1 pseudogene is annotated in these 1,092 nt (G+C 78.9%); it reads right to left on the reverse strand.

Features of this window, described 5'->3' with window-relative positions:
• Nucleotides 1-27: 27 nt before the first annotated feature.
• Nucleotides 28-1,092: pseudogene (locus tag ACIQOV_RS42560) on the reverse strand (hypothetical protein); the annotation flags it as partial.

Raw genomic sequence — 1,092 nt, forward strand, 5'->3', positions numbered from 1 at the left:
GGGTCGCGGTCGGGGGGTGGTGCGGGGTCACTCGGTCCAGATGGCGGCGGCCGTGCGGTCGTCGGCGTAGCCCTTGGCGCGGACCTGGACCTGGCGGAGGAAGTCGACGGTGCCCGGCGGGTGGGGGTGGGCCCAGTGGGTGGAGAGGAAGTGCGCGACGGCCGGCTCGTCGGCGATGGGCCGGGCGAGGCCCGGGGTGCACAGGAGGAGGATGTCGCCCGGCGTCGCGGGGACGAGCCGGAAGCGGAACGGGCGCGGGCCGGGCACCGGGGCCTCGGGGAACGGCGGCTGACCGTCCGGGTGGTGCAGCAGCCGCGCCGCGTAGGCGTCGATCCAGTGGCCCGAGCGCAGCAGGTAGAGCCCGCCCGGACCGACGCCGAAGGCCGCGCGGTAGCCGGCCTCCGGGTCCAGCGACACCATCAGGCAGTGCAGCGACGCCGGGGACGGGATGTCGTCCCCCTCCGGCTGCGGCGCCAGGGCGCGCAGCGGGGCGGCCGCACCGGTGGCCAGGCGCTGGAGGCCGTAGCGGAGCCGGTCGCGGGCACCGTCGCGCAGGTCCGCGGCCAGGCCGGCCCGGCTGCGCCCGATCGCGGCGGCGAGCTGGTGGCAGGCCTCCCGGCTGGCGGCCGCGATCGCCTCCGGGGTGACCGTCTCCTCCGCGGCTCCGCCCGTACGGTCGAAGCCGCCGAGGACCGCGAGCAGCAGCCCGTCCGGGCCCTCGCCGAACCGGGTGACCAGCAGGGAGTCACTGCGCGGCTCGCCCCGGTAGCGCGCGGAGTCACCCCGGACGGAGGCGGCGCGCAGGACGGACGGACCGTACTGGGCGCCGTCCAGCACGGTGTCCGGGACGAGCGCGCGCAGTGCGCCCGGGTCCGCCTCGGGTACGGCCGTCGGCTCGGGTCCGTAGGTCGGCGGGCGCTCGCCGACGTGCGGGACCGCGGCGCCGCCGTCGGCGAGCGGTGCGCGGACGGCCAGGCGGGGGTCGGGGACGGCGGCGGTCTGGGCCACGGGCTCCGGGTCGGGTTCCGAGGCGTGGACGGGTTCGGGCTCGGGGGCGGAGCTGGGGGCGGGGGGCTCGGACTTCTCCGCCTC

The organism is Kitasatospora sp. NPDC091257, from assembly GCF_044757675.1.
GTDB lineage: Bacteria > Actinomycetota > Actinomycetes > Streptomycetales > Streptomycetaceae > Kitasatospora > Kitasatospora lactacystinica.